Raw genomic sequence first — 25071 nt, forward strand, 5'->3', positions numbered from 1 at the left:
ACTAATTAGCCTAACCCTAGCAGGACGCTGCGCGGGCGGCTTGGTCGTGGACTGAAAACGGTACGACTCGAGCATTATAAACCCGCGCTGTAGGCGCGGGTTTTTTTGTGCCCGCGCTCAGTGCCAGGTTGTCATGGAGGCAGTATGAGTGAACGGGTAATCCTGTTTGATACCACATTGAGGGACGGTGAGCAGGCCCTGGCGGCCAGCCTGTCGGTGAATGAAAAGTTGCAGATTGCCCGGGCCCTGGAGCGGATGGGGATCGACATCATCGAGGCGGGTTTCCCCGTCTCCTCACCGGGGGATTTTGAGTCGGTGCGGCAGATCGCCGCCACCGTCAAGGAGAGTCGTGTCTGCGCGCTCTCCCGGGCGGTTAAGGGGGACATCGATGCCGCCGCCGAGGCCCTGAAGGTGGCGGATCAGTTCCGTATCCACACCTTCATCTCCACCTCGGACATCCATGTGCAGAGTAAGCTGCGTCGGGATTTTACTCAGGTAGAGCAGATGGCGGTGGACGCGGTGCGTTACGCCCGTCGATTTACCGACGATGTGGAGTTCTCCTGCGAGGACGCCGGCCGCACCCCCATCGATAACCTGTGCCGCATGGTGGAGTCCGCCATCCGCGCCGGGGCCACCACGGTCAACATCCCCGATACCGTCGGTTACACCACCCCGACCGAGTTCGGCGGCATCATCCGAACCCTGTTTGAGCGGGTGCCTAACATCGACCAGGCGGTGATCTCCGTCCACTGCCACGATGACCTGGGGCTTTCCGTGGCCAACTCCATTGCCGCTGTCGAGGCGGGTGCACGTCAGGTGGAGGGCACCATCAACGGCATTGGTGAGCGGGCGGGCAACGCCGCCCTGGAGGAGGTGATCATGATCCTCAAGACCCGGGCCGCCCGTTTCGGCCTGGAGGTGGGCGCCAACCCCCAGGAGATCCATCGGGTCAGCCAGACCATCAGCCGCCTGTGTAACATGCCGATTCAGTCCAACAAGGCGATCGTCGGCGCCAACGCCTTCAGCCACAGCTCCGGCATCCATCAGGACGGGGTGCTCAAGAGCCAGAACACCTACGAGATCATGACCCCGGAGTCCATCGGCCTGGGGCGCAACAACCTCAACCTGACCTCCCGTTCCGGCCGCCACGTCATCCGCCACCGCATGGCGGAGATGGGCTACACCGACGCCGAGTATGATCTGGACACTCTGTATCAGCGCTTCCTGGCCCTGGCCGACAAGAAGGGCCAGGTGTTCGACTATGACCTGGAGGCGCTGCTGTTCTTCGAGAACCAGCGGGAGGAGCAGGAGCAGTACCGAATAAACCAGCTCAACGTCCAGGCGGGAAGCAGCCATTTCGCCACCGCCTCGGTGGAGATGCAGATTGGCGAGGAGACGGTGACAGAGGCGGCCACCGGCAACGGACCGGTGGACTCCGCCTACAAGGCGATCGCCCGAGCCACCGGCCGTCAGCTGGCGATCAAGAGCTACCACATCGGTGCCGAGGGAGGCGGCCACGACGCCCTGGGCCGGGTGGACATCACCGCCGAGTATGAGGGCCGCACCTTCCACGGCATGGGGCTCTCCACCGACATCATCGAGTCCTCGGCCATCGCCCTGATTCGGGTCTACAACCTGATCCACCGTCAGCAACAGATTGAGAAGAAGAAGCAACAGATCTTGGAGGAAGCATGAGCAGGCAGTATCCCGTAGCAGTATTGGCCGGGGACGGCATCGGTCCCGAGGTGATGGCCGAGGCGATGAAGGTGTTGAAGATCGCCGGGGAGCGCTTCGGCTTCGAGTTGGAGACCACCCACTGTGATATCGGCGGTGCCGCCATCGATAACCACGGCCAGGCCCTGCCCGAGCAGACCCTGGCAGCCTGTGAACAGGCCCAGGCGATCCTGTTTGGTTCCGTCGGCGGCCCCAAGTGGGAGGGGCTGCCTCCCAACGAACAGCCGGAGCGCGCCTCTCTGCTGCCCCTGCGAGGTCACTTCGGCCTGTTCTGCAACCTGAGACCGGCCCAGATCCATCCGGGCCTGGAGGGGCTGTCGCCGCTGAGGGCGGACATCAGCGGCCAGGGGATGGACCTGCTGGTGGTGCGTGAGCTCACTGGCGGCATCTACTTCGGTGAGCCCAAGGGGCGCCGGGGCGCCGGGGAGCAGGAGACCGCCTTCGACACCATGACCTACAGCCGCCACGAGATCCGCCGCATCGCCCGCCTGGCCTTCGAGTCGGCCCGCAAGCGCCGGGGCAAGCTGGCCTCGGTGGACAAGGCCAACGTGCTGGCCTGCTCGGTGATGTGGCGTGAGGAGGTCAATGCCGTGGCCGCCGACTTCCCCGAGGTGGCGCTGGAACACATCTACATCGATAACGCCGCCATGCAACTGTTGCGCCGTCCCTTCGACTTCGACGTGATGCTTTGCTCCAACCTGTTTGGTGACATCCTCTCCGACGAAGCGGCGATGATCACCGGCTCCATGGGGCTGCTGCCCTCCGCCAGCCTCAACGAGTCGGGTTTCGGCCTCTATGAGCCCGCCGGCGGAAGCGCGCCGGACATCGCCGGTATGGGGATTGCCAACCCGGTGGCCCAGATCCTGTCCGCGTCGTTGATGCTGCGTCACAGCCTGGGGGAGACCGAGGCCGCCGACGCCATTGATGCCGCCGTGGCCAGGGTGCTGTCCGAAGGACGCTTTACCGCCGAGTTGCTGCCGCCTGAGCGCCGTGACCAGGCCCTGACCACCGCACAGATGGGCGATGCCATCGCCGCTTACATCGCCTAAGGAGACGACATGGCACAGACCCTCTATGACAAGATCTGGCACAGCCACACCATCGAGGTGCCGGCGGAAGAGACGCCACTGCTCTACATCGATCGCCACCTGGTGCATGAGGTGACCTCGCCCCAGGCCTTCGACGGCCTGCGCCAGGCTGGGCGCAAGGTCAGGGCGGTCAGCCGCACCCTGGCCACCATGGACCACAACACCTCCACCCGCACCCGCTCCATTGAGGCGCTGCCCTCATTGGCGCGCACCCAGGTGCAGACCCTGCAGCGCAACTGTGAAGAGTTCGGCATCACCCTGTTTGATATTCACCACCAGAACCAGGGGATCGTCCATGTGATGGGGCCGGAGCAGGGCTTCACCCTGCCGGGCACCACCATCGTCTGCGGTGACTCCCACACCGCCACCCACGGTGCCTTCGGTGCCCTGGCCTTCGGCATCGGCACGTCAGAGGTGGAGCACGTGCTGGCCACCCAGACCCTGAGGCAGCGCCGGGCCAAAACCATGCGCATCGAGGTACGTGGCCAGGTGGCCGCGGGGATCACCGCCAAGGACATCGTGCTGGCGATCATCGGCCGGGTGGGCCACGGTGGCGGTACTGGCTATGTAGTGGAGTTCTGTGGCCAGGCGATCCGGGATCTCTCCATGGAGGGGCGGATGACGGTGTGCAACATGGCCATCGAGCTGGGGGCCAAGGCGGGGCTGATCGCCCCGGACCAGACTACCTTCGACTACCTCGAGGGGCGTCCCATGGCGCCGCAGGGGCAGGCGTGGCAGCAGGCGGTCGAGTACTGGCGCACCCTTCACAGCGACCCGGGCGCCTGTTTCGACGCCGAGGTGGTGCTGGAGGCGCCCGAGATCGCCCCCCAGGTTACCTGGGGGACCAATCCGGGCCAGGTGGTCGCCATCGACCAGCCGGTGCCGGCGCCGGAGAGTTTCGATGAGCTGGTGGCCCGCTCCGCCGCCGAGAAGGCGCTGGCTTACATGGACCTGGCTCCGGGGGTGCCCCTGACCGAGGTGGCCATCAACAAGGTGTTTATCGGCTCCTGCACCAACTCGCGCATCGAGGATCTGCGCGCCGCGGCGGCCATGATTCAGGGGAAGCGGGTCGCCTCCGGGGTGGACGCCATCGTAGTACCCGGCTCCGGCCTGGTGAAGGCCCAGGCGGAAGCGGAGGGGCTGGACCGGATCTTCCTCGACGCCGGTTTCGAGTGGCGCCTGCCGGGCTGCTCCATGTGCCTGGGGATGAACGACGACCGCCTGGAGGCGGGGGATCGCTGCGCCTCCACCTCCAACCGTAATTTCGAAGGTCGCCAGGGGCGGGGCAGTCGCACCCATCTGGTCAGCCCCGCCATGGCCGCCGCCGCGGCGGTCGCCGGCCATTTTGTCGATATCCGCCAACTCTAGGAGAGCCCCGATGCAAGCATTTACCCAACACCGCGGAGTGGCGGCGGTCCTGGACCGGGCCAACATCGACACCGACCAGATCATCCCCAAGCAGTTCCTGGCCAAGGTGACCCGGGAGGGGTTCGGCGTCCATCTGTTCCATGACTGGCGCTATCTGGACCACGAGGGGAAGCGGCCCAACCCGGAGTTTGTCCTCAACACCGAGCCCGGGTGCCGGGCCAGTGTGCTGCTGGCGGGAGAGAACTTTGGCTGCGGCTCCAGCCGGGAGCACGCACCCTGGGCCCTGGCGGACTTTGGTTTGCGGGCGATCATCGCTCCCAGCTTTGCCGATATCTTCTACCAGAACGCCATCAACAATGGTTTGCTGCCCATCGCCCTGCCCCAGGATCAGGTGCAGGCGCTGATGGAGGCCTGTGGCGAGAGCCAGGTGGCGATCGACCTTGAGGCGTGTCAGGTCAGCTGTGGCGAACACTGCTTCAGCTTTGAGATCGATGCCGACGCCCGCCACAACCTGCTCAATGGGCTGGACGCCATCGGCCTGACCCTGGCTCATGAGCAGGCGATCGCCGACCACGAGGCGAGGTTGCCCGACTGGCTGAGGTGATCGACTGTACGCTGAGTTTGTTTCCGTCAAACAGCTCCGACCAGTAAAAACCAATTAAAAACATCGTCTTAACTCGGAGATTGGGCCTGTCTCACCCAGGCCAGTGAATTACACTGGCCGGAGTGTTCTTTTTCGGCGCACACCTCCCGGTGACGCTGTGGAAATGTATGACACTGATTAAAATAGATATTTTTCATTGGCTCATGCGGATTCTGTGATGATAACGGTACAGCTGTATGGTCAATGTGAGCCGGGTGTGACCTGTTCGAGGCATTGGTCCGGGTGAACTCTCTGGTGGGGCCGGCTGAATCAGGGTTTTTATGCCTTTCTTGATGGAGTAATTGCACTATTTTTTTCTCTCCCTAATATGGCGGCGACTAATAACATCCACACCGAAATTGGGGAAAGTATGAAGATTCGAGTAGTTGCTGCCCTGGTGGCCGGCGCCCTTGCCGGTCAGGTTCACGCCGCTGGCTTCCAGCTGGCGGAGTACTCCGCCACCGGCCTGGGCCGCGCCTTCGCCGGCGAAGCCGCCATCGCCGACAACGCCTCCGCCCAGGGGCGCAATGCCGCCTTGCTGATCCAGCTGGAGGGGCACCAGATCTCCGCCGGAGCCATCTATGTGAACCCCAATATCGATGTGGAGGGCACCACCTCCATTCCCGCGGCGGGCTTCTCCACCGATGCCAGTGCCGATGACATCGCTCCCGCCCAGTGGGTGCCCAACTTCTACTACAGCAACCGCCTGAGCGACGACTGGGCCATCGGCCTGGCCCTGACCTCCAACTACGGCTTTGCCACCGAACTGCCCGCGGCCCACGAGGCGGCCATCTTCGGTTCAGATACCCAGATCACCACGGTGGAACTGGCCCCCAATGTGGCCTACAAGCTGAGCGATACCCTGGCGGTGGGCCTGGGCTTGCGCCTGGTCTACGGTGACGGCAAGGTCGAGGGCACAGTGCCAAACTGGGGCGCGAACTTTGGCCTGCCCGCCGGGGCCAAGCTGAAGTCGGTGGAAGGTGACGGCGTGGACTGGGGCTACCAGCTGGGCATGACCTGGGAGCCCGCCAAGGGCCACCGCATCGGCCTGGCCTACCACTCCGAGGTGGAGCTGAAGCTGGAAGGGGACGCCGAGGGGCTGGCCTTCGGCATGATGCCCGGCCAGAGCAAAGAGGGCAGCCTGAAGCTGCCGCTGCCTGCCTACGCCGAGCTCTCCAGCGTGCATCAGCTGACCGAGTCGCTGTCTGTCCACGGGTCCATCAACTGGACTGACTGGAGTGCCTTCGAAGAGCTGGTGGTGGATTTCCCCGGTGAGCCCTCCAACCTGCTGAAGGAGGAAAACTTCAAGGACAACTGGCGGGTCGCCCTGGGTGCCACCTACCAGCTGGACAGCCAGTGGCTGGTGCGCGGCGGTGTGGCCCTGGATAAGACTGCGGTAGACGACGAGCATCGCACCCTGAGCATCCCGGACTCCGATCGCCTGTGGTTCTCCTTCGGTGCCGGCTACCAGGCGTCCAAGGATCTGACCCTGGATATGTCCCTGACCTACATCAAGTCTCACGGTGATGCCCCCATCACTGAGAGCGTGGCCCTGAACGAGCAGGCGTCTGCTCTCTACCAGGGCGAGATCTCCGGTGACGTATGGCTGGCCGGTGTCCAGGCGACTTACCGTTTCTAAAGGGTTTCGAATCGACACAATGGGGGCCGGGTGGTCCCCATTTTTTTCCTCTCCTGGCTGCTCGCCTACTGAATCAGCCGCTGTTTCCCCTCGGCGCTGAGAACCTGACCCACCATCTCCATCACCGGACTTTGCAGTCGCCAGCTGTGCCAGAACAGGGGCACATCGATGTGGTCATCGCACAGCAGCCGCAGTTTCCCCCGTGACAGCGCCTCGGACACCTGAAGCTCCGGCAGCAGGGCATACCCCATATGCTGCAGTACCGCATCGACAAACCCCTGGGAGGAGGGCAGCTGATGGTGGGGTGGACGACCGGTGACCTGGGGGTAGTGGCGGGCAAAGAAGCGGTTGAGCAGTTCATCGTCCCGGCCATAGGTGAGGGTGGGGCAGCCGATCAGCGTCGCCTCGGTGATGCCGCCGGTGAAGTGGCGGTCGGCGAAGGCCGGCGTGGCCATCAGCCGATAGCGCAGGGCGCCTATCCGGTGGGCGCGGCACCCCTGGACGGCGCGGGTGTGGGCGGAGATGCAGCCGGCAACCTCACCCCGGCGCAGGCGCTCCAGGGTCAGCTCCTCGTCCTCTACCGTCAGCTGGGACAGCACGCCATGGTCTCGATAGAGTCGGGCCAGGGCGGCGGGCAGCCAGGTGGCCAGGCTGTCTGCGTTTACCGCCAGGCGCACCGGGGTGTGGCTGTCATCCTGCTCCTCGGTGAGGCTGGCGGCCAGGGTGGACTCCATCATCGCCACCTGCTGCTGGTGGCGCATCAGTGCCAGGCCTGCCTGGGTGGGGCGAATGGGGTGAGCCCGAACCAGCAGGGGCTGTCCCAGGCGCTGTTCCAGCAACTTGACCCGCTGGGAGACCGCCGACTGGGTCAGACCCAGCTCCTTGGCCGCGCGGTCGAAGCTCCCCAGGCGGGCCACCGCCGCCATCGCTTCCAACAGTTTATAGTCCAGCATTTGTTAATTAGCTCCGCTAATATTTGATTAGCACTATTAATTTTTGTTAATTCCTGCTCCAGCCTACAATCCCAGTCATAGAGTCACAAGCAGTTCAGGAAAGTGGAAGATGGTATCGGCATACATTAACGGGTTGGGCGTCGGGGCGGGCCTGATCATGGCCATTGGCGCCCAGGGAGCCTTCGTTCTCAGCCAGGCGCTCAAACGCCAGTACCATCTGATGGTGGCCCTCACCTGCACCCTGCTGGATGTGGTGCTGATCGGCCTGGGGGTAGCCGGCGTCGGCGCCCTGATTACCGAAACCCCGGAACTGATGTCCCTGACTCAGTACGGTGGTGCCGCCTTCCTGCTGTGGTTTGGCTTCTGCTCCCTGCGCCGAGCCCTGAGTGGTGAGCAGGGAATGCAGGCGGGCGAGGCCCTGGTCAGCCGTCGCAAGGTTCTGGGCACCACCCTGGCGGTGACCCTGCTCAACCCCCATGTCTACCTGGATGCCCTGGTGCTGCTCGGTTCTCTCGGCGCCCAGTTTGGCGAGGCGCGCTGGTCCTTCTATGCCGGGACCGTGACCGCCTCTACCCTGTGGTTCGTCGGCCTCAGCCTGGGGGCCGCCCGGCTGGCGCCGGTGCTCTCCTCCCCCAAAGTGTGGCGAGCCATCGATCTGCTGGTGTGGGCGCTGATGTGGTCGATTGGAGTAAAACTGCTGCTGGGTGCCTGATGCCAGGATGTCGGACTCAGGACCGAAGAGACGGGGGGGAGCCCGGGGAGTGGGGGGACACTTCCTTGAGGCGATGGATCCCCTTGCGGCTGACATGCAGCCGGTACACCTTGAACTCCTGTTGCTGGCCGCAGCGCCAGTTGAGCAGCAGATAGACGGGAATCACCCGCTGGACATCAAACTGACGTATCCGCTCCCCCTCCCGTTGCCATAGGACCCGCCGCTGGCTGGGTTGCAACCGCAGCGACCGGCTCAGGTTGATCACCAGTTGGTCGGACAGCTTGCAGCTGTGGCCGTCGACCACCGGGCTGGCGCTGCCATAGCTGCGGTGGTAGACCCAGCCGGCATCGATGCGCGCCCCTTCGCCGGGGGGGAGGCGCTCCTTCATGTCGTCGATCAGCCGCCTCAGCGGGGGGCCGCCCAAGTGGAGGAAGGTATCCCGGATATCCACCACCGCCGTGCCATCATCCCGGTAGAGCCGGTAGTGGTGCTGGGAGAAGCGGGTGTAGAACTGGCTCAGTAGGTAGAGGCGTCCCACCTCCTTGAGCCGGTCCTTGAAGATGTAGGAGATCACCAGCGACAGGAAGAAGGGGGTGCTGAAGCTGCCAAACGCCCTCTGGGTGGCGAAGGCGATGGTGGTGGCCAGGGTCATCGCCACCGCGGCCGCCAGGCCGAAGATAAGCTGTTCGGCCAGCTTAGGCCCCTTGAGCACCCTTCGGGTCAGCTGGTAGGGACGCTCGATGATTCGGCGCCCCAGGCTGAGCCGGTCCAGCCCCTTTTCCCGGCCGGCCGCCTCGTGGTGGGTCAGCCTTACCCTGGCCAACTCGGCGATCCGCTCCGTCAGCCTCAGGTAGCGCCGCAGCGGCCCCTCCCCGCTCCGGAGGGATTCTCTCAGCAGGGCCTGGTGCAGCTGGAACAGCAGCTGCTCACGGGTCAGCAGAAACAGTTTGCGCCTCGATTCATCCTCGAACGCCGGGTTCAGCCGTAACAGCCGGAGCAGAGAGGGTCGGAGTGCCAGCAGCGAGTGGCTGTCCGCCTGGGCCAGCCAGATCCTCATCGCCCTCACCAGATCCGCCAGCAATCTCTGAAACGCGCGGCTGTTCAGCCTGTGGGCCAGGGTCATCTGACGGCAAAGACTCTCCAGCTCCTCCTGGCTGGGGGGGGTAAGCGGCTCCAGCGTTTGCTGCTGAATCAGGTTGCGGTAGAAATGCTCACTGGTGTAGCTCTCTGTACCCAGGTCCATCACCCCGGGCAACAGCAGATGCAGTTGCCACTGGCTGGGTGGTCGCTCGCGGGTCAGCTCAATCCGAACTTGAAGGTGGTATTTATCCATCACGGACAAGGAGATCATGAGTAAAGCGGGGGCCTCCAATCATCATGCCTCCTTTAACCATAGTCGTCGGAGTCGGCGTTCGGACAGGGGAGCCCCGCCAGGGTTCGTGACGGCGGGGACAGAACTGAAAAGGGGTGCCGTCAGGCACCCCTTTGATCATCGTCTTGCGGCTAGTTCATCTCCTTGCCCAGCACATAGTGCTCGAACCAGGCCAGATCCCAGCCCATCTTGGTCTTGCGGTGAGAGTACTTGCTCAGGCCATGGCCCTCACCCGGGTAGATCACCAGTTCGGTGGGCACCTTCAGGTAGTGGCGCAGGGTGCGGTAGAGCCCCTTGGCGTGGGGGGCGGGGACCCGGGCGTCGTTCTCGCCCATGTGGATCAGGGTGGGAGTACGGATGCTGCCGGCGTGGGTCAGACTGGAGCCGTGGGTGTAGGCCTCGGGCTTTTCCCAGGGCAGCCCCTCCATGTAGTTGAGCACGTGCCCCGGGGTGTCCTCCAGCAGCCATTGCAGACGCTGGTCGAAGACACCGGCTCCGGAGCTGGCCGCCTTGTAGCGGTTGTTGGTGCTGATCAGGGCGTTGGTCAGGTAGCCACCGTTACTCCAGCCCATCACCGCCAGCTTGTTGCCGTCGGCGATCCCCTCACGGATCAGGGCGTCGACGCCGGCCTCGATATCCTTCACCTCGATCTCATGCTCGTTGCCGATCAGGTCCACCAGGAACTGGTCGCCATAGCCGGTGGAACCGCGGTAGTTGGGGGAGAGCAGGGCCCAGCCCTTGGCGGCGAAGGTGGCTCGGCCATAGGAGCGGTGGGCCAGGGCGTAAGGGGTAGCGGCGGTGGGACCGCCGTGGATCTGCACCACCAGTGGCAGCGGACCGTCGGACTTCTTGTAGCCAGGAGGCAGCTCCAGAATCCCCTCCACCGGGGTGCCGTCGGGAGCGGTCCATCGGTAGCGGCTGATCTGGGGCAGCTTCCACTGGTCGGTCTGTGGATTGATGTTGGTCACCCGGTGCGGGGTTTTGCCCACCTTGCCCTGGTACAGGTCATAGAAATGATTCAGGGCATTGTGGCTGAGCACCATGTTCTTGCCGCGACCGTCGAAGGCGTAGCTGCCCACCACGTAGTCGCCCTTGGTCAGAGTGCGGGTCTCGCCCTGCTTGCCCTTGGCCACCTCGGTGCAGAACAGCTTCACCGAGCCCTGTTCGGCGCCGCGATAGCACAGCTCGTTGGAGCCGGGCAGCCAGCGGCTGTCACTGCCGTTGAGAGTGGCCTTACCTGGGCGTTGCATATCCAGCTGCCACTCCACCTTGAGTCGCTCATCCAGCTTGGCGACAAACATCTGACCGGGGTGGCCGTCATAATCGATGCGCCACGCCAGCTTATCGCCGTCCGGACTCCACTTGGGATGCATCAGCCAGCCGTAGGGGGAGGGGGCCTGCTCGCGCCAGGCGCTGTCCTCCAGCACCACATTGCTGTCGTCGTCGACGTCGTACACCTCGACACTGGACCAACCCTCCAGGAAGATCAGTTCGTTGTCCGTGGTGGTGACTCGGGCCAGGCGTGTGCCATCGGCACTGACGTCGAAGTCCCACACCACCTTGTTGTCATCGATCACCAGAGTCTTGCGGAAGTTCTGCAGATCCAGCCGGTAGAGGGGGTTGACCTTGACGGTGCCGTGACCATAGTCGGGGCCCTTGTTGGCACTGCGGTGCTGGGTAAAGGCGTCCTGCTCGGTGTGGTCGCGGATGCCGGTGAACCACAGCTGACCATCCGCCAGTTCGAAGTGGCGGACCCCGTTGACCTCCCGGGTCAGGGGCACCGCCTCGCCGCCGCTCAGGGGCATGCGGAACACCTGGGATTTGCCGTTATAGGGAGGTTGCTTGCCCTCATCGCGCTTCTCGGCGCGCAGGAAGTAGAGGTACTTGCCCGCCGGGTCGATCCTGGGTTGAGACTCCTTTTCGGGGCTGAAGGTGAGGCGCTCCGGCATCTGGCTGCCCAGCTGGACCCGCCACAGATCGTTCAGGTTCTTGTCCGCCGCTTCATCCCAGTAACTTTGGACCCAGACCGCCTGGGTGCCGTCTGCGCTCAGTTGCACCTGGCTCATGCCTTGAATGGTGAAAAAGTCGTCCAGGGTGATGTCGTGCTGACGTTCGGCCAGGGCGGGTTGGGCAAACAGGGCCGCCGCGATTGTCGCGGGGAGCCATCCTCTCTTCATGGGTCGTGTCCTTTTGTTGTGGTTGCCGTTGAGCTTACCCAAATACGCGGCGTCAGAGTAGGGGCGGTAACGGGATTTTTGCTCCGGAGTTAGTGGGATGTGTCGGATTTTCGTAAGGAATTAAAAAGGGGCCCCAGTGGGCCCCTCCGTGTTCAGGGTTGCAGCGGCCGGGGGCGGCTGCGCCGGCGGCGGTTGGCCTGCATCGGTGGACGCTCTGGCACCGGACGGCGGCTGTCGAGGATGTGCTGAACGGCGGCCAGCGGGTGACGCAGCACCATCCGCGGACCGGCATAGCGCATGATCCCCCGTGCTTGCTGGCGCTGGGCCGGTTTATAACAGTGGATGGGGCAGTTGCCGCAAGTGGGCTTCTCCTCACCATAGGGGCAGCGATCCAGCTTCTGCTCGGCGTAGGCCAGCAGCTCGTCACAGGCCGGGCACACCCCGGCATCGTTTCGTCGACCGTCACACTGCGCCTGGCAGTAAAGGCGGGTCATCTTGGCCATGGTCCGGTGTTCCCGGGCCAGCCGTCCGGTGAGATTCGCGCTTTTCATTCAATACCCCGGTTCATTGCTCAGGTATGATGGTATCTTAAAAAAGCATCGACAATGCCTCTACCGCCTTGGCCCAGATCTGCGAAGGGGATCAAATATGGATCACCTTGTCACTGGCTAGGGTCCACTGGGTCAGCTCCACCAGGGTGCCGATGCCGACCCCGGGGATCAGCCGCTCTGCCGACAGGCCCCTGGCCTCGACGCAGGTTTTGCACAGGCTCACCGGTACCCCCTGGGCCAGCAGCAGTTCCAGCATCTGGCCGATGTGGTAACTGAGATCCGGGGTCTGCTGGCCGGAGAGGGCGGCCCCGACCGCATCGGACATCAGGAACAGCCGCTGCTGAATGGGGGTGTCGCTGTGCTCCTGCAGGGCCAGGGCGATACGCAGGGCGTTGTAGAGTTTTTCGGAGCCGTAGGGGCTGTCGTGGGCCACCATCAGGATAGAGGTCATGGTCACTCCATGGGTGAGAGGAAACAGAGTCCATCATTGTCGCAGAGGCGAGAGGGAGAAAGTGTGCTGAAGCTAACACCGGGCATCAATCAGGCGGTGCCGGGGCTGGCCCAGGAGGTGCGGCCGGTGCCCCTGGAGAATCCCATTTTGTTGGGGTGGAGTGAGGCGCTGGCCACCGAGCTGGGGCTGGAGCGGTGCGACGAAGCCCTGCTGCGTCAGCTCAACGGCGAAGGGCCGTTTCCCCTGCCGGCCACCGCCCAGGTGTATTCCGGCCACCAGTTTGGCGGCTACACCCCCAGGCTGGGGGATGGCCGGGGCTGCCACCTGGGGGAGGTGGCGGGCCGGGAGCTGTTCCTCAAGGGCAGCGGTCCCACTCCCTACTCCCGGGGTGGGGATGGCCGGGCGGTGATCCGCTCGGCGGTCAGGGAGTTTCTCGCCAGTGAGGCGCTGCACCACCTGGGAATCCCCACCACCCGGGCCCTGGCGGTGCTGGCGTCGGACACGCCTGTCTTTCGGGAGCAGCCGGAGCGGGGAGCGATCACCGTCAGGGTCACGCCCAGCCACTTGAGGTTCGGACACTTCGAGTACTTTCGTCATACCGGCCAGCCCCATAGAGTGAAGGCGCTGCTGGAATATGCCCTGGCTCGCTATTTTCCCTGCTGCCTTAACCAGCCAGAGCCCGTGACCGCCCTGTTTCTCGAGGTGGTCGAGCGTACCGCGGAGACCGTCGCCGACTGGCAGGCGGCGGGCTTTGTTCACGGGGTGCTCAACAGTGACAACATGTCACTGCTGGGGGAGACCTTCGATTACGGCCCCTTCGCCTTCATGGACCGTTGCGACCCGGGGTTTGTCTGCAACCATTCGGATCACTACGGCCGCTACGCCTTCGATCAGCAGCCGGGCATCGGCTGGTGGAACCTGCAGCGACTGGCCCTGGCCCTGAGTGACCATCTGGACGGCGCACTGATGGCGCCCGCCCTGGAGCTCTATCGCACTCGCCTCACCGCCCGCTACCTGTGGCGGATGGAAGCGCGTCTGGGGCTGCCCGGTGACGGGGGGCTGCAGCCGCGGCTGGATCGTATCGCCGCCCTGGTGACGCTGATGCAGGAATCCGGTGTGGATTACCACTCCACGCTGAGGCTGTTTGCCCGTCTGGATCCCGAGGGTGACGGTGGTGAACTGAAGGCCAGGCTGGGGAGCCGGGCGGCCTGGACGACGTGGTGGCACGGGTATCGGCAGGCACTCTCTTTTGGCGATCTTGGTGGCTGGCAGCGGGGCCGGGCCGCGGCCAATCCGTCGGTGGTATTGCGTACCCACCTGGCCCAGCAGGTGATCGAAGCGGCGGAGCGCAACGATACCCGGCCTCTGCGGGAGTTGCATAAGGCCCTGTGTCGTCCCTATGATGACCACCCCGAGACACCCCACTTGACCGAGGATCCGCCACCATGGGCCAGCACCATCACCCTCTCCTGTTCCAGTTAGGCCGCGCCGACTACGATGCCGGGACGGGCCGGCTTTGCTGGCATTGCGCCCTGGCGGAGCCGGCACTGCCGGAACTGGTGGCCGCGCTGGCTCTCGAGCTGGATTGCCGGCTCGGGGATCACCAGTGGGGGGCCGACCGTCACTGTTGGTCCCTGGAGTTCGAGGGGACCCGGCTGAGGTTGCAGTATGAGCTGTTGTGCGACAGCCTGTGGCTGGAAGCGGAGCGTGCCGACGAACGCGATGTGGTAGCCTTCCTGGCACAACTGTGGAGCCGACAATGACCCAAGCCCAATTTGATTTTCACTCCCTGGGGCCGGACTGCATCCTCAATGCGGTCGAATCCCTGGGGATCTATCCCGATACCGGCCTGTTGCCCCTGAACAGCTATGAGAACCGGGTTTACCAGTTCCGGGGCGATGATGGTCGTCGGTACGTGGCCAAATTCTACCGCCCCCAGCGTTGGAGCGAGGCGGCGATCCGCGAGGAGCACGCCTTTGCCCACGAACTGTCCGAGGCGGAGGTGCCGGTGGCGGCCCCTCTGCGCATCGATGGCGAGACCCTGTTTGACCATCAGGGCTACCGATTTGCCCTGTGGAGCAGCATCGGTGGCCGCGAGTTCGAGGTGGACAACCTGGATCAGCTGGAGCAGGTGGGCCAGTTCCTCGGTCGCCTGCACCAGGTGGCCCGGGGCGGTCAGTTTGCCCACCGGGCACCGCTGAACATCGACACCCATGGCCACCAGCCGAGGCGGGTGCTGGAGCAGCAGGCGCAACTGCCGGCCCATGTCGAGCTGGCGTTTTTCACCGTGGTGGACCAGGTGTTGGCGCGGGTGGCGGACGCTCCCTGGCAACAGGGGCAGCAAAGGCTGCACGGGGACATGCACCCGGGCAACATTCTGTGGACCCCGGACGGCCCGGGCTTCGTGGACCTCGACGATGCCCGCACCGGCCCCGCGGTACAGGATCTGTGGATGATGCTCTCCGGTGATCGCACCCAGCAGACGATGCAGCTGGAGATCCTGCTGGAGGGGTATGAAACTTTTTGCGACTTCAACCACTCAGAATTACAGCTGGTGGAGCCGCTGCGGGCGCTGAGGATGGTGCACTACCTGGCCTGGTTGACGCAGAGATGGAGCGACCCGGCGTTTCCCCATAACTTTCCCTGGTTTGGCAGCGACCGGTTTTGGGAGGAGCAGGTGCTGGCGCTCAAGGAGCAACTGGCCACCCTGCACGAGCCGGCGCTGTCGCTGATGCCCGGCTATTAGGGCAGTACCCTTTTCTCCTGTGCTGTGGCACAGTAATTCCTATTCAACTTAGTGAGATTGAGCAGAGACTATGAAGAAGCTATTCACAATCCTCTTGGCCCTGGTGCTGACGCCCATGGCACTGGCCGTCCAGTTTGAAGAGGGCACCCATTACAAGGTGGTCAGCCAGGCCAAGGTACAGGGTCAGCCGACGGTCACCGAGTTTTTCTCCTTCTACTGTCCCCACTGCTACACCTTTGAGAAGGTGCACCTGCCCAACCTGAAGCGGGATCTGGACCCGGCGATCAAGTTCGAGCAGAAACATGTCGACTTCATTGGTGGTCCCATGGGGATTGAGATGACCAAGGCTCTGGCGGTGATGCAGACCCTCAAGGTGGGCGACAAGGTGAAGAAGCCGCTGTTCTCCGCCATTCACGATGCCCGCAAGCAGTTTGCCACCGGTGCCGACATCAAGCAGCTGTTTGTGGACAACGGCGTCGATGCAGACCAGTACGACAAGGCCCTCAATAGCTTTATGGTCAACGCAAAGGTGAAGAAGTGGAAGAAGGAGCAGATGGACTCCGGCATCCGCGGCGTGCCCGCGCTGATCGTCAACGGCAAGTACCAGGTGGAGATGGGCGGCCTGGAGAGTGCCGAACAGCTGGCGGAGCTGGTGAACTACCTGGCGAAGCTGCAGGAGTGATCCGGTAGGTGGTTGCAAGGGCGCCTGGGGGCGCCCTTTTTGTTAACGATTGTCTCGGAATATTGTATGCAAATTGTGAGGGCAAAAAAAGATCGGTGAAACACCGATCGAAAAGGCGGAACCGACCTCCACAGCCTCTCAGCCCCATACCCCTCGAGGGCGTGGTACGGGCTGCCGGTGTCCGCGGTCAGGAACACTGCGTCAGGAAAGATAACAAGGTGGCAACATCTTGCCAAATGGAGGGGCGTCAAAGAATCGCTACGGATCCCTCTGGGTTTATCTTTTCGCAGTACGTTGTATTGCGGATAAAACCAAATACAATTGCCGCGGTCTGATACCTTACGTCAGCCAGAATATAACAAGGAATTTGACGGTGAGAATTTTCCCAATCTACGCACCGAGGATGATTGCCAAGCACGCCAGGGTTTTCAGGGATGGAGTGGTGCTGATCAAACACATCGGCCGGCTGGAGTTCAAAGCGGGGCGATTCATCATGCCCAGGCATTCGCTGCCTAAGGTGCGGGAGGTGATCAATGAACTGAACGGACTGCTGCAGCTCGAGGCCGCAGCAGCCGGATAATGCCTTAGGCCAGCTCGCTCAGGCCCGGGGCTGGCTGGTTGTCGTCTGCCTGGGAGAGGCGGCTGAGCAATCCTGCCGCCTTGCTGTTCCAGGCTTGAAGCTCCTGCTCCAGCTCGCGGTTGCGCTGCTCCAGTTCGGTGGCCTTGTCGGCCAGCTCCTGGGCGCGACCGCGCTCCTCCTCCAACTCCATCTGCTGAAGTTCAATGGTCTCCAGCGCACTCTGAACGCGAGACTCCAGTTTGTCTAATAGATCTAAGCTCATAGGACCTTACTGCTTAAGGGGTTGAACAGAGTCCGATTCTAGCAGTGCCTGCGGCGCTGATCACGGTATTTCGCCCCCCTCTCTTGTCGTCAGGGGCCGGATAGGCCCGCCGTTTCCCGCCTCGCCCCGAGGTTCGTTCAAAAAGTGGTCGTTGCAACGAGAAATGCCCACCGAAGTGGGCATCGACGCAGTGATGATGGCGGTTCCGGGGCTTGCCGCCCCTTCGCCTCAGCGCCGCTTGAGCTGCGGATATTTGAACTCGTGGCAGTGGTTGCAGTACACCTGGGTCTTCTTGTGCTGGGCGTGGCAGTAGACGCAGCTGAGATCCTGACCATAGTGCAGGCTGTCGTGGGGGTTGGGCTCATAGGCGGCGCCGTGACCGGGGCGCTGGGTCTGTTCCGCCAACTCCTCCCTGCTGCCGTGGCAGGTGAGGCACGCCTCCTCTGAAGGGATGGTGTAGGGCTTGCTGTCGCCGTGACAGCTGCTGCACTCCACGTTGCCCTGAGCATCGCTGAAGATCTCCTTGTGGTAGGACTTCATCGGCATCTTGGTGGCCATGGCGGGTAGGGACAGCCCCAGGGCGGCGGTAACCAGCAGGGCCGCAATGGAGGTATAGGCTTTGGACATGGTAACTCCGGTGTTCATTAGGGCTCTACTCAGGCCAGTTTCAGGGACAGGGCGTCAGCTTTGACGGCACTGCGGGCAGCGTTGCGTCCGGTGACCACGCCTTCGGCCACGGCGCAGGCACCCAGTCGTGAGGCGCCGTGGATGCCGCCAGTGGCTTCGCCGGCGGCGTACAGGCCGGCGATTGGCTTGTCGGAGATCAGATGCAGCACCTGAGAGTGGGTGTTCACCCGCACCCCGCCCATGCAGTAGTGCACCTTGGGCCACATACGCACCGCGTACCAGGGGCCTTCGGTGAGCTCGAACGCCTGCATCAGCGGCCGGCCGAATTGCTTGTCCTCGCCGTCGCGGACGAACTGGTTCCACTGGGCCACCTGCGCCTTCAGCTTGTCGGCGGGGATGCCATACAGCCCGGCCAGATCATCCAGGGTGTCCGCCTTCTTGATCACGTCGTACTTCAGGCCCCACTCCAGGGTCTGGGCCTTGGCCGCGCCCTTTTCGTTGGTGAAGCCGATGGGGTAGACGGGCTGACCCTGGTCGTCGCGACGGGTCATGATCGCTTCCGCCCGGGCCTTGCGGTCGGCCAGCTCGTTAAAGAAACGCTCGCCGGTGCGCACGTCCACCACGATGCCATTCTGGTAAGTGGCGGCGGTGTTGAACTGGGAGGCGGTACCAAACCCCTTCTCATCGGGGGAGGACCAGGGTCCCAGCTGGATCTGGTCCAGGTGGATGGGGTTGGCGCCGATCAGCATCATCTGCTTCAGGGCATCGGCGTTGGCGCCGGGGTGGTTGGTGGAGTCCAGCTCGGAGGTCAGCCTGGGCTGCTGCATCTGGCGGAAGGGGATGTCGCGGCCGAAGCCGCCAGTGGCCATGATCACCCCCTTGCGGGCGCCCAGCAGTTTGTCGCTTCCGCTCTTCTCCTTGGGGAAGAAGTAGCCGCTCTTCACTTTGACACCGACAACCCGTTGCTGTCCATCCTGGACGAACTCGATCAGCTTGGTCTGTTTGTACATGGTGACCCCCGCCTTCTTGGCGGCGGCGATCAAGGGGCGGATGATGCCGGCCCCGGAGCTTTCACGGGTCTGAAGGACCCGGGGCAGGGAGTGGCCGCCGAAGTGCTGGACGAACGGCTTCCATACGGTGCCGTAGCTCTCCAGCCAGCGGGCAGACTCGGCGGTGCCGTCACACACCAGCTTCAGCATCTCCACGTCATTCATGCCGCGACCGGAGGTGAGCATGTCGGACACCATCAGCTCGACACTGTCCTCGATGCCGGCCTTGGCTTGGTGGTCGGAGCCGGCCACCGCCATGGCACCGCCGTTGATGGTGGAGTTGCCGCCGAAGACCGGCATCTTGTCGATCACCAGCACCTTGTCGCCCTCTTCGGCGGCCTGCACTGCGGCGGACATGCCGGCGAAGCCGGAGCCGACCACGATGATGTCGAAGATCTCGTCGAACTTGGGGGCCGGGGTCGCTCTGGGGGCGGCGATGGTGGGGCCGGCGACCATCAGGCCGCCAACGCCGGCGGCCAGGGCGGCGCCCTGCTTCAGCAGCGCCCGGCGGGAGGGGTTGGTGTTGTGTGGGTGACTCATAGTTAATTCTCCAGTGCACCTTGGCAAAGTGATGCCCGGATATTGCAGTGGCCGTGCCACCCTGCCCTGGCAAAGCGAAAAGGGCCGGATCTATGAGCCACCCCACACAAGCACGAAATGTCGGCTTTAGGGGCTACGAAATATGGTGATCCATTACGAGGTATTGGAGTGCTTTTCGGGCGCGGAGGGGGTGGAATGGAAAAGGCGTTTCACTCGGGAAGGGATCAATTGCGTCGGGGATCGCTGGAATATGAGATATGGTGATCGCAGCAAACGGAAAAGCCGGCCCAGGGGCCGGCTTGATCGGGTGAGATAGAGACGCTTAGTAAGCCTTCACAAACTCGGAGGAAGCCTGGAAGTCAGGAGTGTAGGCGCGGTCCTTATCTACGAACTTCACCAGTTTGCGGTACTCCTTGTACATCTTGCCGGTGTCCTTGCCCAGCATCAGCTTGGGGTTGTCCATCTTGCGCAGGTCGATGGCCTGGGCGGAGTGGAACAGCTCAAGGCCGAAGATGTAGCTCATGTTGTCGGCAATCTGGATCAGGTTGTCGGAGGCCAGCTTCAGGTTGGTGAAGGTGTCCTCGATGTTGCCGGCGATGGCCACACCCTCGAAGCTCACGGGCTGAGCCAGCTGCTTGTTGCGGACGTGCAGGTCCACGTAGGCCTTCTGTACGGCACCGAAGGCGTGACCCACGTTGCCTGGCGCAGTCAGGAAGCGGGGCAGGTGGGTGAAGTGGTCGTCGGACAGACGGGTGGTGCGCATCACCGAGTTGTGGGACACCTGGGTCATCGCCACGCTCAGCTGCTGAACCGCCATGGCCACCGGCAGGGGGTTGAAGTTGGTGGTGGGGAAGACACCGCCCTTACCGTCGATCAGGTACTTGGCCACCTGGGGTTTGTTGACGTACTCCTTGCCCGGGTTCAGCACCACCGCCGGGTTGTCGTCGGAGGCGTTGATGTGGATGCTCAGCATCTTCTCCAGCTCGTCGGCGGCCTTCTCTGCCATGGCGAAGGTGTAACCGGAAGTGCGGAAGGAGAGAGGATCCTGCAGGGGACGATCCTGGTTCAGCTCCCAAAGGTAGGAACCGTCCAGTTTGTTGAGGATGGTGTCGGCGGTGGCCTGAACATAGGGGAAGGGGCGTACGTCGTTGGTCTGGGGCAGGAAGGGCGCCACGTTGCCGTTCAGGCCTTCCAGAGACAGGCCGAACAGGGTAGGGGCCACGTTCAGAACCTGTTCGGAATCTTTCAGCGCCTTCATGGCGTAGGCGGTGGCGAAAGAGTTGTTGGACAGGATGGAGAGGGCGTCTTTGCCAATGGGAGACAGGGGCTTGATGCCGGCCTGCTTCATCGCCTCGGAGGAGCTCATGCGCTCACCCTTGTAGTACACCTCCCATTCGCCCAGCATCGCCAGACCCACGTGAGAAGCCATCAGGATGTCCGCTTCGCCCACGGTGCCCTTGGAGGGGATCACGGGAACGATGTCGTTGTCCAGGTAGGCTTCGTACAGGTCGGCGACCACCGGCTGGACGCCGGTCTGACCGTGCAGCAGGGTGTTCAGGCGAACCACCATGCCCAGACGCACCAGCTCGGCGGGCATCGGCTCACCTACCGCGGCGGAGTGGGCGCGCAGGGCGTTGTACTGGAACTCGCGGGAGGCCTTCAGGGCTTCCTCGGTCATCTCGCCGGAGGCGTCGAACAGCTTGTGGTCCTTGTTCAGGCCCACTCCTACGGTCAGGCCGTAAACGGGCTTGCCCAGGCGCGCGGCGGTCATCAGGGTGTCGAACGCCTTGTCCAGACGCTTGTGGGCCTGGTTGGCGATGTCCACATTGGCGTCACCTTTGGCGATGGCCCAGGCTTGATCCAGGGTCATGTCGAAACCGTTCAGGGCGATGGTCTCCTTGGCCATGGCGCCACCGGCGCTCAGGCTAAGGGCAAGGGCAAGTGCGACTTTACTCGTTACAGCTTTCACTTCACTATCTCCAGCTTATCTATTGTTAGTCTGCGGCGGACAGGGGCGTCCCCGTGTCTCTTGCCCTGCAGGTTGCAGCTAGTGTGCCAGCCGTGCCAAAGGGGGCTTTTGGCCTCAGAACTATGATCGGCGACCTCGAGCTACGAGATATCGTATCCCGATTTACTGGATATCGTGGTTATCTACGAAATCTAACCAGTGGGTCTGTTGGGGAGGGAGTGTGGCATTCTCCCAGGAAAGGAATAAGCCACCGCAATGGAATGCTGTGAACGATATCATAAAAACTCTTACTTTGGGGGTTCATTCCCAGAAAAATGAAACTGTGATCTCCGCCAGGTTTCAATTTGTCCCGGAAAGATAATAAGCGCAAAAAATAGAGATATATAAGAACTCAATTAAGCGAGCGCCGAATTAAGGCGGTATGAAAATGATAAGGAGGTGTCATTTTTAAATATTCGCTGCCGTACTAGCTCGAAATCCATGACTTCGCCCCCATTTTGCGCCGCGCCGCTGCCCTACCATTACGGCACTTCGTAACTGGCCGAGCCTTTCCATGTCTTCCGAACTGCGTTTTTTCTATGAGGTGACCCAGCGGCTATCGGGCAGCCTGCAGCTTGAGGCGTCGCTCCACTCCTGCCTGGCGTACCTGACGGATCACATCCCGGTCGATGGCATCTACATCAACATCTTCATGGCCGAGAGCCAGGAGATTCAGATGCTGGCTCACGCCAATGCCACCGGCGGACAGCTGCTGGATCGGCGCATCGCCCTGACCCCGGAGATGTGTGAAGGGTTGACCGATCGGGAACGTCCGCCCATCCGCATTCTCAACGCCATAGAACAGGACAGCGTCACTCACCATGTGCTGTCGCAGTTGATCCCCGACGCCAAGTCGGTGATGCTGCTGCGGATGCGTTGCGACGATTTCCACCTGGGGGTGGTGGGGCTCTACTCCCACCAGGAGCACAGCTTCCGCCCCCGTCACGGGGATCTGCTGCAGGCTTTGCACCAGCCCCTCGCCATGGTGACCGCCTTCAACTTGCAGGGGCGTAACCTGCTGGCGGAGAAGGCACAACTGGAAGCGGAAAACCGCAGCCTTCGCCGCACCATGGACAGCCGGGATGAGGTGATCGGCGCCCATGCCGGCCTCAAGCAGGTGATGGAGCAGGTGGAGGCGATCGCCCCGCTGGACAGCACCGTGCTGATCCAGGGAGAGACCGGCAGCGGTAAGGAGGTGATCGCCAATGCCATCCATGTGCGCTCCGTCCGCGCCGGGCGTCCCTTCGTCAAGGTGAACTGCGGCGCCATCCCCGACAGCCTGATCGACTCCGAGCTGTTCGGTTACGAAAAGGGCGCCTTCACCGGGGCGGAGAAGCGCAAGCAGGGCTACTTCGAGCAGGCCAACGGCGGCACCATCTTCCTGGATGAGCTGGGAGAGCTGCCTCTCTCCGCCCAGGTGCGGCTGTTGCGGGTGCTGCAGAGCCGGACCATTGTCCGGGTGGGGGGCGTAGAACCGGTGGAGCTGGATATCCGGGTGGTTGCGGCGACCCACAGGGATCTGCAGCAGATGGTCCGCGCCGGGGAGTTCCGCGAAGATCTCTGGTATCGCCTCAACGTGTTCCCCATCGCCATTCCGGCCCTGCGCCAGCGTCGTGGAGACGTGCCACTGCTGGTGCACCACCTGCTGGAGCAGTTCCGGGTGCGCTTCAAGCTGGAGCGACTGCCCAGCATCGCCCCGGAGCAGCTCTCCCGGTTGCAGAACTACGACTGGCCCGGCAATGTCCGCGAGCTGGTTAACGCGGTGGAGCGGGCGATGATCCAGTCCAGGGGCGGGCCGCTGCAGTTCGACTTCCTGGCGCCGGGGCAGCATGACCGGGTGCCGGTGGTGGCGGGAGGGGAGACCGTGGTGATCGATCCCAGCCGCGCCGGGGATCACCTGGTGCCTCTGGACACCATGACCGCCAAGTACATCGAACACGCATTGCGGCTGACCGGTGGCAAGATTCACGGGCCAGGGGGCGCCGCCGAGCGGCTGCAGATCCACCCCAACACCCTGCGCAGCCGGATGAAGAAGTTGGGGCTGATGTAGTCTCTCAGCCATGGAAAAGCCGGGCAGTTGCCCGGCTTTTCCCTATAAAAAAGCCACCGCGCGAAGCGGTGGCAACAGGGTCAGGAAAATTGAACAGGGGGCGTTCGGTTTAGAAGTAGTAGCCGAAGTTGATGTTGATACGCTGGTCCCAGCCGTCACCCGCCTGGGGCAGGCCGACATGGTCATCCATCTTGGTGGAGAAGGTCATGTTCTTACCCTGGATGAAGTCGGCCATGATGTAGATGGGACCGGCGGAGATGGCGGCACCGGTGACGTTCTGGAAGCTGTCATCGAAGCTGGCGTCGTCCACATCCGGCGTCAGCATGCCGAAGTCGTTGTAGAACTTGATGCTGCCGAAGCTGGTGGGGATGGTCTTGGCGATGTTGAAGGAGTAGATCTGGGCCTTGGAGGCCACCTCATACTGCCAGCCGGCGCCGCCCAGGCCAATCTTGTTGTTGTCCATGCCTTCCGGGTTCTCGGCATCGAACTCATACTGCATCGCCTGCAGCTGCAGCTTCCAGCCCTGGTAGCCGGCGTCCATGTGCAGCGCCACGGCGTAGCGATCGCCGTTCTTCTCGGTCTTGGTGTTGTAGATCTGGCCATACTCCAGGGAGTAGCCGGCTTTCACCGTCAGTTCACCATTCTGGTAATCGTATACCTGGCGCAGGTTCAGCTGGTTGGTTTCCTGATTATTGTACTCGGCACCGTTGACCACGCCGTTGTAGATGTCGGGGGCGTAGGCCTTGTTGTCACCGGAGTTGTACTCGCCGTTCTTGTAGAAACCCAACTCGGTGGTCAGGGCGCCGCTGTGGTGAACCGCCTTGGCCCCCACATCGAAGTCATCCTCGAAGCCCAGGTAGTAGGGCAGGCCGAACCACCAGCTGTTGGAGATGAAGCCCGGGTTGCCGAAGGGGGTCTTGTTCACACCCAGCTGGATCTGCAGATCGTCATTCATCTGGTAGTAGCCATAGCCCCACTTGATGAAGTGCTTGCCGGAGGCGAAGCGGTATTCGCTGGAGAGTCCCCATTTTCCGTGAGTGCCGTCAAATTTCAGGGTCAGAACGTCGAAATTAAAATCTCCGCCCTTGTCTTTTTGCTGGTCATCGTAAAAGCGAAGGCCGTAATTAACACGAACGGAACCGCCGATATTCATGCCATCTTCTGCCGCTGCATTCATTGCAAACATGGAGGAGAACAGGGCGGAGATCACCAAGGCGGATTTGGTCAAACGCATGGGCTTCATCATATTTACCTATAGAGGGTTTGTTGTTGTGGTAAATAGTGAGCAGGGGGCGTGCCAAAGAGGAAAAAGCACCGTTTAAACCTGGATTGTTTGAGTTGCCAAGGGGAATGACGAGATATGGTGATCCAGGGATCGCGATATCTCGTGATCTTAACGATATTTCAACGCGACGGACTAGAACAGCGCCAGGTAGGCGGCGAACCCGGCCCAGCTGAGGGCCAGCAGGATCCAGGGCAGGGGGGGGTGGGCTGAGTGGGTGGATTCAGCCTCGGCGGCGGGACTGTTCTCGACGCTGGTTTTGGCCCTGATCTGGCGCTTCCTCGCCTTGTCTCTCTCCCGGGCCTTGGCCTTCTCCCGCTTTTTGTATTCGGCGATCCCCTTCTCGATCCCCTTGGCGATCAGCCGGGTCTGCTCCTTGGTCTGGCCCGGCTTCTGGGTGGACCGCGCGATCCGCTCCGCCTCGGATGCCACCTGCGGCGAGACCGTCTCCTTCTGTTTCCTACTCATAACGAACCTGTTGTTGAAACCAGGGGGGCAGTGTACCCCAACGGCGGGCCGAGGCAAAAAAGAGGGCCCCGTCGGGGGCCCTATGACTC

23 protein-coding genes are annotated in these 25071 nt (G+C 62.7%); 12 read left to right on the forward strand and 11 right to left on the reverse strand.

The window, feature by feature from the left end:
• Nucleotides 1-144: 144 nt before the first annotated feature.
• The 5 genes from leuA (at nt 145) to FCL40_RS00645 (ending at nt 6472) form a co-directional block, all read left to right on the forward strand.
• Nucleotides 145-1695: a 2-isopropylmalate synthase gene (gene leuA, locus FCL40_RS00625; RefSeq protein WP_136850322.1), complete on the forward strand. Its 1551-nt coding sequence runs from the start codon at nt 145-147 to the stop codon at nt 1693-1695.
• Nucleotides 1692-2783, forward strand: a complete 1092-nt coding sequence (gene leuB, locus FCL40_RS00630) for a 3-isopropylmalate dehydrogenase (RefSeq protein WP_136850324.1) — start codon at nt 1692-1694, stop codon at nt 2781-2783. The genes leuA and leuB overlap by 4 nt, the downstream gene beginning before the upstream one ends.
• Before the next feature lie 9 nt (nt 2784-2792).
• Nucleotides 2793-4190, forward strand: a complete 1398-nt coding sequence (gene leuC / locus FCL40_RS00635) for a 3-isopropylmalate dehydratase large subunit (RefSeq protein WP_136850326.1) — start codon at nt 2793-2795, stop codon at nt 4188-4190.
• Between the two features lie 10 nt (nt 4191-4200).
• Nucleotides 4201-4794 carry a 3-isopropylmalate dehydratase small subunit gene (gene leuD, locus FCL40_RS00640; RefSeq protein ID WP_136850328.1) on the forward strand — a complete coding sequence of 198 codons (594 nt, stop codon included), beginning with the start codon at nt 4201-4203 and terminating at the stop codon, nt 4792-4794.
• A 409-nt stretch (nt 4795-5203) separates the two neighbouring features.
• Entirely contained in the window at nt 5204-6472 is a 1269-nt protein-coding gene (locus tag FCL40_RS00645) for an outer membrane protein transport protein (RefSeq protein WP_136850330.1), read from the forward strand.
• Between the two features lie 65 nt (nt 6473-6537).
• Here FCL40_RS00645 and FCL40_RS00650 read toward each other — a convergent pair whose 3' ends face one another.
• Entirely contained in the window at nt 6538-7425 is an 888-nt protein-coding gene (locus FCL40_RS00650; protein WP_136850332.1) for a LysR family transcriptional regulator ArgP, read from the reverse strand.
• 109 nt (nt 7426-7534) lie between these two features.
• On the opposite strand from FCL40_RS00650, the gene FCL40_RS00655 reads away from it, so the two are divergent.
• Nucleotides 7535-8137 carry a LysE/ArgO family amino acid transporter gene (locus FCL40_RS00655; RefSeq protein WP_136850334.1) on the forward strand — a complete coding sequence of 201 codons (603 nt, stop codon included), beginning with the start codon at nt 7535-7537 and terminating at the stop codon, nt 8135-8137.
• 16 nt (nt 8138-8153) lie between these two features.
• Here FCL40_RS00655 and FCL40_RS00660 read toward each other — a convergent pair whose 3' ends face one another.
• The 4 genes from FCL40_RS00660 to FCL40_RS00675 form a co-directional block, all read right to left on the reverse strand.
• Nucleotides 8154-9470 (reverse strand): hypothetical protein, encoded by a 1317-nt coding sequence (locus FCL40_RS00660; RefSeq protein WP_136850336.1) that lies wholly within the window; start codon nt 9468-9470, stop codon nt 8154-8156.
• A gap of 170 nt (nt 9471-9640) precedes the next feature.
• Entirely contained in the window at nt 9641-11686 is a 2046-nt protein-coding gene (locus FCL40_RS00665) for a S9 family peptidase (RefSeq protein WP_136850338.1), read from the reverse strand.
• A 152-nt stretch (nt 11687-11838) separates the two neighbouring features.
• Complete coding sequence (locus FCL40_RS00670; protein ID WP_136850340.1) at nt 11839-12237, reverse strand: nitrous oxide-stimulated promoter family protein; 399 nt, start codon at nt 12235-12237, stop codon at nt 11839-11841.
• 91 nt (nt 12238-12328) lie between these two features.
• Nucleotides 12329-12688, reverse strand: a complete 360-nt coding sequence (locus tag FCL40_RS00675; RefSeq protein ID WP_136850342.1) for a DsrE/DsrF/TusD sulfur relay family protein — start codon at nt 12686-12688, stop codon at nt 12329-12331.
• A gap of 63 nt (nt 12689-12751) precedes the next feature.
• Here FCL40_RS00675 and FCL40_RS00680 point away from each other — a divergent pair, with 63 nt between their 5' ends.
• The 5 genes from FCL40_RS00680 to FCL40_RS00700 all read left to right on the forward strand — a co-directional run bounded on the left by FCL40_RS00680 (nt 12752) and on the right by FCL40_RS00700 (nt 16696).
• Entirely contained in the window at nt 12752-14170 is a 1419-nt protein-coding gene (locus tag FCL40_RS00680) for a protein adenylyltransferase SelO (protein WP_229360242.1), read from the forward strand.
• The gene (locus FCL40_RS00685) at nt 14134-14451 is read left to right on the forward strand and encodes a DUF3630 family protein (RefSeq protein WP_136850346.1); all 318 of its coding nucleotides are present in this window, start codon (nt 14134-14136) and stop codon (nt 14449-14451) included. The genes FCL40_RS00680 and FCL40_RS00685 overlap by 37 nt, the downstream gene beginning before the upstream one ends.
• On the forward strand, nt 14448-15434 hold the full coding sequence (locus FCL40_RS00690) for a serine/threonine protein kinase (protein WP_136850348.1): 987 nt from the start codon (nt 14448-14450) through the stop codon (nt 15432-15434). Before FCL40_RS00685 ends, FCL40_RS00690 begins: the two co-directional genes overlap by 4 nt.
• 70 nt (nt 15435-15504) lie before the next feature.
• Nucleotides 15505-16116 (forward strand): thiol:disulfide interchange protein DsbA/DsbL, encoded by a 612-nt coding sequence (locus FCL40_RS00695; RefSeq protein WP_136850350.1) that lies wholly within the window; start codon nt 15505-15507, stop codon nt 16114-16116.
• A gap of 373 nt (nt 16117-16489) precedes the next feature.
• Nucleotides 16490-16696 carry a DUF1107 family protein gene (locus tag FCL40_RS00700; RefSeq protein ID WP_136850352.1) on the forward strand — a complete coding sequence of 69 codons (207 nt, stop codon included), beginning with the start codon at nt 16490-16492 and terminating at the stop codon, nt 16694-16696.
• A gap of 4 nt (nt 16697-16700) precedes the next feature.
• On the opposite strand, the gene FCL40_RS00705 is transcribed toward FCL40_RS00700, so the two are convergent.
• The 4 genes from FCL40_RS00705 to FCL40_RS00720 all read right to left on the reverse strand — a co-directional run bounded on the left by FCL40_RS00705 (nt 16701) and on the right by FCL40_RS00720 (nt 21080).
• Nucleotides 16701-16958 carry a cell division protein ZapB gene (locus FCL40_RS00705; protein WP_136850354.1) on the reverse strand — a complete coding sequence of 86 codons (258 nt, stop codon included), beginning with the start codon at nt 16956-16958 and terminating at the stop codon, nt 16701-16703.
• Nucleotides 16959-17186: 228 nt separating this feature from the next.
• Nucleotides 17187-17585, reverse strand: coding sequence for a cytochrome c3 family protein (locus FCL40_RS00710; protein WP_136850356.1), 399 nt, complete (start codon nt 17583-17585; stop codon nt 17187-17189).
• Between the two features lie 29 nt (nt 17586-17614).
• A complete protein-coding gene (locus FCL40_RS00715; RefSeq protein ID WP_136850358.1) occupies nt 17615-19174 on the reverse strand; it encodes a flavocytochrome c in 1560 nt (519 codons plus the stop codon).
• 322 nt (nt 19175-19496) lie between these two features.
• Entirely contained in the window at nt 19497-21080 is a 1584-nt protein-coding gene (locus FCL40_RS00720; protein ID WP_136851341.1) for an HAL/PAL/TAL family ammonia-lyase, read from the reverse strand.
• 616 nt (nt 21081-21696) lie between these two features.
• On the opposite strand from FCL40_RS00720, the gene FCL40_RS00725 reads away from it, so the two are divergent.
• Entirely contained in the window at nt 21697-23232 is a 1536-nt protein-coding gene (locus FCL40_RS00725) for a sigma-54 interaction domain-containing protein (protein ID WP_136850360.1), read from the forward strand.
• Between the two features lie 109 nt (nt 23233-23341).
• On the opposite strand, the gene FCL40_RS00730 is transcribed toward FCL40_RS00725, so the two are convergent.
• Both FCL40_RS00730 and FCL40_RS00735 read right to left on the reverse strand, forming a co-directional pair.
• Nucleotides 23342-24475: a hypothetical protein gene (locus FCL40_RS00730; RefSeq protein ID WP_136850362.1), complete on the reverse strand. Its 1134-nt coding sequence runs from the start codon at nt 24473-24475 to the stop codon at nt 23342-23344.
• Nucleotides 24476-24649: 174 nt separating this feature from the next.
• On the reverse strand, nt 24650-24982 hold the full coding sequence (locus tag FCL40_RS00735) for a DUF2956 domain-containing protein (protein WP_136850364.1): 333 nt from the start codon (nt 24980-24982) through the stop codon (nt 24650-24652).
• Nucleotides 24983-25071 lie beyond the last annotated feature (89 nt).

It is taken from the genome of Ferrimonas sediminicola (assembly GCF_005116715.1).
Classification (GTDB): Bacteria; Pseudomonadota; Gammaproteobacteria; order Enterobacterales; family Shewanellaceae; genus Ferrimonas; species Ferrimonas sediminicola.

Coding starts and splice junctions, on each gene's coding strand:
- leuA (WP_136850322.1), top strand. CDS start 145: ATGAGTGAACGGGTAATCCTGTTTGATACCACATTGAGGGACGGTGAG.
- leuB (WP_136850324.1), top strand. CDS start 1,692: ATGAGCAGGCAGTATCCCGTAGCAGTATTGGCCGGGGACGGCATCGGT.
- leuC (WP_136850326.1), top strand. CDS start 2,793: ATGGCACAGACCCTCTATGACAAGATCTGGCACAGCCACACCATCGAG.
- leuD (WP_136850328.1), top strand. CDS start 4,201: ATGCAAGCATTTACCCAACACCGCGGAGTGGCGGCGGTCCTGGACCGG.
- FCL40_RS00645 (WP_136850330.1), top strand. CDS start 5,204: ATGAAGATTCGAGTAGTTGCTGCCCTGGTGGCCGGCGCCCTTGCCGGT.
- FCL40_RS00650 (WP_136850332.1), bottom strand. CDS start 7,425: ATGCTGGACTATAAACTGTTGGAAGCGATGGCGGCGGTGGCCCGCCTG.
- FCL40_RS00655 (WP_136850334.1), top strand. CDS start 7,535: ATGGTATCGGCATACATTAACGGGTTGGGCGTCGGGGCGGGCCTGATC.
- FCL40_RS00660 (WP_136850336.1), bottom strand. CDS start 9,470: ATGGATAAATACCACCTTCAAGTTCGGATTGAGCTGACCCGCGAGCGA.
- FCL40_RS00665 (WP_136850338.1), bottom strand. CDS start 11,686: ATGAAGAGAGGATGGCTCCCCGCGACAATCGCGGCGGCCCTGTTTGCC.
- FCL40_RS00670 (WP_136850340.1), bottom strand. CDS start 12,237: ATGAAAAGCGCGAATCTCACCGGACGGCTGGCCCGGGAACACCGGACC.
- FCL40_RS00675 (WP_136850342.1), bottom strand. CDS start 12,688: ATGACCTCTATCCTGATGGTGGCCCACGACAGCCCCTACGGCTCCGAA.
- FCL40_RS00685 (WP_136850346.1), top strand. CDS start 14,134: ATGGGCCAGCACCATCACCCTCTCCTGTTCCAGTTAGGCCGCGCCGAC.
- FCL40_RS00690 (WP_136850348.1), top strand. CDS start 14,448: ATGACCCAAGCCCAATTTGATTTTCACTCCCTGGGGCCGGACTGCATC.
- FCL40_RS00695 (WP_136850350.1), top strand. CDS start 15,505: ATGAAGAAGCTATTCACAATCCTCTTGGCCCTGGTGCTGACGCCCATG.
- FCL40_RS00705 (WP_136850354.1), bottom strand. CDS start 16,958: ATGAGCTTAGATCTATTAGACAAACTGGAGTCTCGCGTTCAGAGTGCG.
- FCL40_RS00710 (WP_136850356.1), bottom strand. CDS start 17,585: ATGTCCAAAGCCTATACCTCCATTGCGGCCCTGCTGGTTACCGCCGCC.
- FCL40_RS00715 (WP_136850358.1), bottom strand. CDS start 19,174: ATGAGTCACCCACACAACACCAACCCCTCCCGCCGGGCGCTGCTGAAG.
- FCL40_RS00720 (WP_136851341.1), bottom strand. CDS start 21,080: ATGGCCAAGGAGACCATCGCCCTGAACGGTTTCGACATGACCCTGGAT.
- FCL40_RS00725 (WP_136850360.1), top strand. CDS start 21,697: ATGTCTTCCGAACTGCGTTTTTTCTATGAGGTGACCCAGCGGCTATCG.
- FCL40_RS00730 (WP_136850362.1), bottom strand. CDS start 24,475: ATGAAGCCCATGCGTTTGACCAAATCCGCCTTGGTGATCTCCGCCCTG.
- FCL40_RS00735 (WP_136850364.1), bottom strand. CDS start 24,982: ATGAGTAGGAAACAGAAGGAGACGGTCTCGCCGCAGGTGGCATCCGAG.